5 protein-coding genes are annotated in these 8,475 nt (G+C 67.0%); all 5 read right to left on the bottom strand.

What is annotated here, in order from left to right; genetic code table 11:
* Positions 1 to 307: 307 nt before the first annotated feature.
* The 5 genes from E4O86_RS12890 to E4O86_RS12870 all read right to left on the bottom strand — a co-directional run bounded on the left by E4O86_RS12890 (position 308) and on the right by E4O86_RS12870 (position 7,778).
* Positions 308 to 3,871 carry a glycosyltransferase family 4 protein gene (locus E4O86_RS12890; protein WP_161140954.1) on the bottom strand — a complete coding sequence of 1,188 codons (3,564 nt, stop codon included), beginning with the start codon at positions 3,869 to 3,871 and terminating at the stop codon, positions 308 to 310.
* Positions 3,872 to 3,901: 30 nt separating this feature from the next.
* Entirely contained in the window at positions 3,902 to 4,678 is a 777-nt protein-coding gene (locus E4O86_RS12885; protein ID WP_161140953.1) for a sulfotransferase family 2 domain-containing protein, read from the bottom strand.
* A 218-nt stretch (positions 4,679 to 4,896) separates the two neighbouring features.
* Complete coding sequence (gene rfbA, locus E4O86_RS12880; RefSeq protein WP_161140952.1) at positions 4,897 to 5,796, bottom strand: glucose-1-phosphate thymidylyltransferase RfbA; 900 nt, start codon at positions 5,794 to 5,796, stop codon at positions 4,897 to 4,899.
* Between the two features lie 78 nt (positions 5,797 to 5,874).
* Positions 5,875 to 6,696 carry a sulfotransferase family protein gene (locus E4O86_RS12875; RefSeq protein WP_161140951.1) on the bottom strand — a complete coding sequence of 274 codons (822 nt, stop codon included), beginning with the start codon at positions 6,694 to 6,696 and terminating at the stop codon, positions 5,875 to 5,877.
* Positions 6,697 to 6,932: 236 nt separating this feature from the next.
* The gene (locus E4O86_RS12870; protein WP_161140950.1) at positions 6,933 to 7,778 is read right to left on the bottom strand and encodes a sulfotransferase family 2 domain-containing protein; all 846 of its coding nucleotides are present in this window, start codon (positions 7,776 to 7,778) and stop codon (positions 6,933 to 6,935) included.
* Positions 7,779 to 8,475: the final 697 nt, after the last annotated feature.

Genomic DNA, 8,475 nt, shown 5'->3' with positions numbered 1-8,475 from the left:
CCCGCGGCGGACCCGCCGATCCGGCCATGCCGGCGGGGCGGAACGCCGCCGCCCGGTGCGGCCGGGTGCGAAGGACCGCCTTCCGAGCCGGCACCCGCCGCCGTCGCGCTGCCCGCGCGGCCCTCTTCCGCACCGCGAAACATGCCCGCCCCCGGAAGCCGGACCACGCCACGATCAGCTCGCGCCGAAGGTGCACCGGACACGCGGGTCGTGTAAAGATCGAAGTTCCCCGTCAGCCGGGCGTTAACCGTGCGCCAGGGGCGGGATGCGATCGATCATCCGCCGCGGCGAGGCGAGGCCTCCGCTGTCAGAACCAGGGATGCCTTACGATCGCGAAACCGCGGTCGCGGCAGAACGCGAGGAAGCGCAGTTCGAACCGGCCGACCTGATCGAGGATGCCGTCGCCGGGATTCTCCGGGTCCGCCCCGCCGGCATCGGCGAGGAATTCGGACAGCACCGAGACGCGGATGAGGCCGGACATGCCGGCGAGCGAGAGATCGCATCCGTCCTGCCGGAGCGCCTCCCTGAGGTCGGCCGGCGGCAGATGAAGGCGCGCCGGCATGAGGATCGCCGCGCAATCTGGATGCTCCCCCATGTAGCCGAGCGCGGTATCGAGCGCCGCCGGCGTCGGGAAGCCGAGGCGGGAGGAGCGCAGTACCGTCGTATCAATCCCGGCCGAAGGCACGAAATCGGAGGCGTAGAACAGGAACTCCCGGTCCGTGTCTTCGACGAGCGCCTGCATGCCGCCGCGGAAATCGGCGGAATCGATGCTGCGCACGCCGGGCCCGAATGCCCTCCCGGCTCCCGATCCCGGAGAGAGGATGGCGCAGGATTCGATGGCGAGCAGGTCGAGCAGCCAGCGGATCGAGCGCTGGTTCCCGCCGAGATCAAGGATCGCCATCTCGAGCGCGGCACGGTAGCCGCTCGCCTCGCCGGGCGAAGGCCAGCCGGACGCATCGGCCGTCGGCACCGGGAGGCGGAGCGGATCCGTGCAATCCTCGGCGCGGAACCGCGCAAGCAGCGGGCCGAGATCCGGATCGGCAAGCACGCCCGACAGGGTCTCGACCAGTTCGCCGACATCGTAGAGGTCAAGATCGGACCCGAATCCGGCGCAGAGCGCGCAGAGGTCGGCGATCGTCTCGAAGTCCCGCTCCGCGAGTTCGCCCGCGATCGCCTCCGCCGCCTGCATGTTCGCCGTCGCGACCGAGATCAGGCTCTCGACCCGCCGGGCGTAGGATTCGAACGAGATCGTCTCGAGCAGCGTCTCGTAGCTCGCGGCGAAGGCGGCCCGCACGCTCTCGATCTCGCGCCCGATCCGGATGATCGCCTGCGCCGCCGGCGCCGGGTCAAGATGGGAGACGCTGGTCACCGCGAAGGGGAACTGCTTGGCGAGGTCCGACGCGCCGGTCGCGCCCTCGAAGCAGACGACGGGAACGCGGCATTCGAGGGCGTCGAGCACGACGTTCGGGAACGGGTCGAGACGCGAGGACAGGAAGAACACCGTCGATGCCGCCAGCACGGGCTCCAGGGTCGGGACCGGCTCCATGAACCTGAAGACGCCCGTCAGCCCCGAACGCTGCACGTGTTCCTTGAGGTAGACGGAATAGACCTTGTCCGTGTCCGGCCGGTATCCGCCCCCGATCCAGGCGAACCGCCACTCGCCCGGGGCGGTCCGATTGATCTCCGCCGCCGTCTGAATGAAGATGTCGACGCCCTTCCGGAACTCGACCGACCCCGCGCCGAGCAGCAGCTTGCATCCCGGCACGATTCCGAGGCGGCGGGAAAGCTCCGCGTTGGCGCCGGCGGCGGCCGCGCCGGCCGTGTTCTTGCCCTGGGGGAAGACGGCGACCTTGTCGTTGCGGGCCTTGAGGCCCAAGCGCGTGCACTCCTCCACGTAGCTGTCGCGCACCAGTTCCGCCGGGAAGACCGTCACGTCGGATCGCTGCACCGCGGATGCGACCGTCCCCGCCGGATAGGCGTAGCTCGCGAATTCATGGATGAGCGAGATGACCGGGACGCCGGCGCGGTGCGCCACGTCGATCATGATATCGCTGCAGATCGAATTCACGATGCAGGCGAGCGGCCGGCTCTCGCCGTACGCCTCGCGGAGCGTCTCGCCGCCGGCGGCCCCCCACAGGAAGCCGTCGACATAGGCCCCCGACGCTTCGCGGAAGGCCTCCGCCAGAGGGCCGTCGGCCCCGCTGATCGCGACCACCCTGTGGCGCTTCGCGAGCTGGCGCGCAAGGTTGAGCGCCACGATCGGAGCCCCCGTCCGGCTCGCCTCGTGGGAGACGACCGCGATGCCCGTGCTCTCGCCCGGAAAATCCTCCATTGCCGGGCCCGGGCTCTCGCCGGGCGCCACCGACGGCCGTCCCGGGGTGCCGGCCCGCCCCTCGTTGCGTCCGAAGCGTTCGAAGTGGACCAGCGGGTTCATCCCCGAATAGGCGATGTCCGGATAGCGCGAGACGTAGTAGCCGGTGTCGAACTCGTCCCCGAACGTAGCCTCGCTGACGCTTCCCGAGAGGGCATAGTGGACATGCGCGTCGACGGCCGGGTCGAGGCCGAGCGCAGCGCGGTAGCGGTCGGGATCGAACAGTGCGCACTGCCTTACCTGCGCCACGCGGAAATGAAGATCCTCGACATTGGCGAAGACGAAATCGCGGTGCCGGTTCAGGAGGAAATGAGCGTAGACCGAGCAGCCGGCGCGGAAGCGCCGGCCGTAGAGCTTGCGGTAGAAGGCGGTGTCGAAGAGGCCGTCGGGCTTCATCCCGAGCGCCTCCCCCACCCGGAGGTAGTGGTCGAGCGCGTCCGCGTCCTCGGCAAGCTCGATCCCGTGCGCCCGCGCCTGCATGCGATAGATCCCGGCGTCGAACCTGCCGAGCCGCTCGATCAGGAAGCGGTCGCGGCGGCGGCGGAGCAGCGCGAGATCGGAATCGGGCTCCGACGGCCGGAGCCGGTCTTCCGTCCGCGCCCCGACCAGGGAACGGGGCGGGCTCCCGCAGGCGATGACCTTCTCCACCGCCTCCTCGAGCGCGGCGCGGGTCGCGCCGGCGAGGCCTCCGATCCGCCCTTCCTCGCGTCCGTTCAGGATGAAATGCACGAACGGATTGATGTCGCCCTTCCGGATGTCGGGATAGCGCGCGAGATAGGTGATGGTCGAGAAGTTGGGGCTCGGATCGAAGCCAAGCCGCCAGCCCTCGCTAAGGAAATGGATGAACGGGTTCGCCGCGTCGCGGGCGGCGAGGCCGTAGGTGCTTGTGTAGAATTCCGCGTCGAAGGCTTCCCTGACGCGCTCCAGACCGGAAAAGACCGAGATTTCGGACGGCCAGGTCGCACGCCCCTCAGCCAGCCCGTAGAGGATGTAGTGGAGGAGCGGGTTGATCCTGGCGCGCCTGACGTCGGGATGCCCGGCGAGATAGCGTCCCGTCGAGAATCCTGCGCACGGATCGAGCCCCTTGCGCCATCCGTCCTGAAGGAAGTGCAGCCAGGCATCGGCCGGCCCTTCGCCCGGCGGGAGCTGGGCCCGATAGAACGCGTCGTCGAAATAGGTGCGGACGGTCCCCTCGTCGATCTCGACCAGGGCGGCGTTCACGAAGCCGTCGGCGTCCCGCACCAGGCGCTTCGCGTGGCGGCCGGCGGTCACGTAGTGGAGGAGCGGATTGACCCCGGCGGCCGCCACGTCCGGATGGTCGAGGACATAATGCCAGGTCGAGAACCGGACGCTCGGATCGAGCCCCAGCCGCCAGCCGCGCTCCAGATAGTGCGACAGGGCGTCCTCGCCCGCGCCGGCCCGCCCGAGCTGCCGCCGGTAGAAGCCTTCGTCGAAGAACTCAGTCAAGAGGGCGAGGATTCGACCGTCCGACTGCACCATGGCCCACCTCGCGCGGCGTTGACCCCGACCCTATTGCCTCAGGCCCATGATGGCGTCACGGCTGGCCCTGAGGTCTTCGACCGCCTTCCGGTAGATGCAGTAGTCGACCTCGTTCCGCTTCCTGATGAGGCCCTGAAGCTCCGGCGTGACTTCGACCCGGTTCTGCTCCGTGCTCTCCGTCTTGCGCTCGTGGACCGCTGGCAGCCTCGGATCGCCCAGGAACGACATCATCAGAAAGAAGGACATCTGATATTGCCGCAAGGTGCCGACGAAGGCGAACTCCGCGAGCCGTTCATCGAGATCGGAGAACGAGTCGCGATCCGCACAGATGTAGTTCGCAAGAAGGTTCTGCGAGATCGGCGCCTCGACGAAATCATAGATCGTGGGAAACTGGGCCGCGAACTTCTCGTGCGGCGGATGCTTCGGCGTCAGGGAATAGCGATATTCCGAGATGATGCGCTCGACGGGATCCCGCACATAGGTGAACAGCCGCACCGGCCGGTGGCGCGCGATGGTCTCGACATGCCTGCGCATGAAGTGCCCGGACACGCAGTCGAGCGATTGCGGGTCCACCTCGCCGAACGTGACCTCGATCTGCGTCTCAAGAAGATCTGTCTTGCGCGCCGCGGAAAGATATGTCTCAGGGGTAATATAAATGTTCCTGTACCTGATGATATTGCTCCGAGACAGCTCTGCTGCAATCGAACTCCCTGCCGTCTTCGGAATATGCTGAAATACCCAAAGCTCGCCCGAGGCGCGCATCTGGTCGATCATCGCCCGCAATTCAGCTGAAGTCTTCGGCAGCATGTCGTCCCATGTCCAATTAAACCGAGGAAAATTGCGGCGGGACCGCCAAATTTCTTTGAAGGTCGATAGCCACCGCCTCAACCAGTGTCAATGCCGGTCCGGTGCGGCGCAGAAACGTGGGAGGGCGTCCGGCCGCCGCCGATCCCCCTCCTCCCGCCGCGAACTCTGCGGATCCCGTTCCGACCTGCGAATGGCGGAGCCGCATTGTCCGCCGCCTCTCATGCGACGCGGACGGCGGCCCCGCGGACGGGCAGCTGTGCCGCGAATGCGGCGAGATACTGCCCATAGGCCGACTTGCCCAGTTCGCGGGCGAGCCTGCCGACCTGCTCGCCGTCGATGAAGCCCATCTCGTATGCAACCTCCTCGAGGCAGGCGATCTTCAGCCCCTGCCGATGCTCGATCGCGCGCACGAACTCGCCGGCTTCCAGGAGGGATTCGTGCGTGCCCGTGTCGAGCCAGGCATAGCCGCGCCCGAGCCGCTCGACGTTGAGCGCGCCCTGCTGCAGATAGAGTCCGTTGAGGTCGGTGATCTCGAGTTCGCCGCGGGCCGATGGCCGGACCTCCTTGGCGAGGTCCACGACCTGGTTGTCATAGAAATAGAGCCCCGTGACCGCCCAGTTCGAACGCGGCACCTTCGGCTTCTCCTCGATCGAGAGCGCCCGGAACGCCTCGTCGAACTCCACCACGCCGTAGCGCTCGGGGTCGCGCACCCAGTAGGCGAACACCGTCGCTCCCTGCTGCCGCATGACCGCCTCCCGCAGCATCGCGGACAGGCCGTGCCCGTAGTAGATGTTGTCGCCGAGGACCAGCGCGCAGGAATCGCCGGCGATGAAGCGCTCACCGATCAGGAAGGCCTGGGCCAGTCCCTCCGGCCGCGGCTGCTCCGCATAATCGAGCCGCACCCCCCATTTCGAGCCGTCGCCGAGGAGCCCCTGGAACAGCGGCAGGTCCCGCGGCGTCGAGATGATCAGGATGTCGCGGATTCCTGCCAGCATCAGCGTCGACAGCGGATAGTAGATCATCGGCTTGTCGTAGACTGGAAGGATCTGCTTGCTGATCGTCATCGTAATCGGGTGCAGACGCGTACCGCTTCCACCCGCAAGCACGATACCCTTCATCGAAGATCCCCTTTCGGTCCACTCTGCCTCGTCTCTGCCCGGCCGCGCCCCGCTCCGCAGCGGCGCCGTTCTGCACCATCAGTCCGACACCGCCGCCAGTGCGGGCTCCGTCCGGAGCTGGAACGCCTCGAGCACGTGCCGGTAGCACTCGAGCGCCTCCGCGGCGCCCCGTGAGTTGAGCTCGGCGACTTCCGGCCATAGATCGGCATACGAGAACCGCGACTCCCTCCGCGCCTCGTATGAAAGGCCTTCGACCTCGGCGCGCCCGCTCGGCACGTGCACCGTGCCGAGCACGGGGCGGATCGCCGGGTGAAATTCGAGCCCGGCCAGGGCGAGTATCTCGCCGACGACGCTCTCGGGGTCCTCGACGAGTGCCTCGAACATGAAGCACTTCCGGATGCGCGCATTCCGATGCGCAAGCAGCCGGTACATGATCGTCATGGTCCGCCATATGTCGGCGTCCGCCGCGTTCCAGTAGCTCTTCGCGCTGAGATAGACGTCGAACGGGTGGCGGACGACGGATATCGAGACGGCGTCCGGGAAGATCGCGCCGTAAGCGGACCAGTACCAGTCCATGAAGAGGCCGAGCGTCGAAAACTCCCAGGTCACCTGGGGCGTGCCGATCGGCCGCTGGGCCCAGACCGGCCGATCCGACGGGAAGAGCTCGGTTATCGTCCTGCGGATCTGCTCGGAGGCGGCGTCTGCGAGCGACCCGGCGCCGAGCCGCGTCATCCCCTCGATCTGGTCGAATGCACGCCGCATCGTGAAGATCAGGTTCGTCGTGTCCCCGACCATGTCGATCTCGGGATGGGCCCCCAGCGCCCTCGCCAGCATGGAGGTTCCCGACCGGCCATAGCCCATCAGCGAGATCGGGGACGTGACATTCTCTCGGTTCGGCATTCAGTCTTCATTCCCCGAAGTCGGCCCGAGACGGCGCAGGCCGGCACGCGCGAATCCGCCCCGTCCGCTTCCGGCCGGCCGGAACCGCGCTGCAGCCGCGGCGTACCAGAGGGTCGCCGAAACGGAAAGCAGCCTGCGCTCGCGCGGCATGCCGCGCGCACCGAAAGCGGGAGCGCGGACCACCGTCACCGCGCCGGATCCCGTTCGCCCGCCATCCGCTCCGTCCCGCGCGACCGTCAGCGTGCAATCCCCGCTCCGCTCCGACCGAGGGAGGGCTCCGACCGGACCGCCTGCGGCGCCGTCGGACTCCGTCTCTCCCGGATCAGATCGATCAGTTCGCCAGGTCGCTCGGGCGGCAGGAAATCGCCGAACTCCCGCAATTCGCTCAGCTCGGTCGAATAGCCGAACAGCCGGAAATCGTCGGCATAGATCGACTTCACCAGTTCGACAGCCTCGTCGTCGTAGTAATCTTCCGTTCGCTTGGTCTTCTTGGTCGCACCAAGAACCTTGTTCTCGACACGAAGACCGAGGCTGTTCATGAACTTGAAGGTCGCATCGGCCTCTTCGACCCGCCCAATGAAGGTGTAGTCGACGGAATCGTAGAACAGTCCGATGGACTGCGGCCGAAAGTGCTGATCGAACTCAGCCGGATCCACGCCAGTGGCCAGGGTCCGCAGGAAGTCAACGAACCCGAATTCCGCCTTCGTCAAGGATGCGTCGACAGCATGAATCTCACAGAACCGATTCCAGACCTGGTCCAGCCGGCGGGGCAGATAGCCGATCTTGTTTTCGTATGCGGAAACCGCTCGCGCGTAAGGATTGCGAACCATTGTTACGATCGGCTTGGCCGAAAACGCCTCGAAATCGTACTCGTTACGCAATATGTTCACGAACGGGCTTTCCGCCCGCGCGTGAGGACTGCCCCCGAACGTGGAGGTGCCGCGCTCCGCGTCCACATATTCCCACAGAGCGGTCTTGATGGTGGTGCAGGCCACCTTCGGATTCTGGACGTATACGAAGGGAAGCTCGTCGGCATAGACGATGGCCTGCACGAGCCTGTGTCGAAGGTTCTTCTCGGTCATCTGGCCTCTCGTCCTGAGAAGAAGGATATGACGGAACTTCGAACCGCTGCCGAGCACCTGAGCGAGGATCGGCGCCGCCTCGCCGCCCCGCGATGTTGCACTGCACCAAGGCGGCCGCAGAATCGGGGGAAGTGCACCGCGAGTCAATCCGAATATGCCGTCCCGTCCGGAATGGCGGCTCGGCGTCGGGAAGGCGCAAGCGGGACGGGAATTTGCGGCACCTGCCCGTCCGGCGCGTTCATGTGGGAAGGCGGGCGATCCGCACGGCGGTCGCGTCTCCCGGCGCGCTGCCGCTTGCTCTGTCCCGGCCGCGCAGCGGCTTGCTCCGGTCGACGCCCCGCCGCTCGTTCCGTCCCGGCCGGCCGCTTGTTCTGTTCGGGGAACCTGCTGCTTGCTCTGAGTCCTGCCCGGGCTCGACCCGGGCATCCATCGATCTCCGGTCCGCGGCTGCCGCACTCTGGATCGCCGGATCAAGTCCGGCGATGACGACAGGAGGGAGTGGCGACGGCAGCGTGGATCGCCGGATCAGGTCCGGCGCCGACGACAGCGGGAGTGGCGACGGCAGCGTGGATCGCCGGATCAAGTCCGGCAACGACAGCGGGAGCGGCGAGGGCAGCGTGCGCGGTGCCCTGGAGAATGCCGCTCCTGGATCGAACGAAAACACCCGCACCTTATGCCACGTGCGGGTAGCAGGGCG

This window comes from Propylenella binzhouense (assembly GCF_009866965.1).
Classification (GTDB): domain Bacteria; phylum Pseudomonadota; class Alphaproteobacteria; order Rhizobiales; family Afifellaceae; genus Propylenella; species Propylenella binzhouense.
Note: the sequence above shows the minus strand (reverse complement) of the source record. Positions and strands in the feature narration are given on the sequence as shown.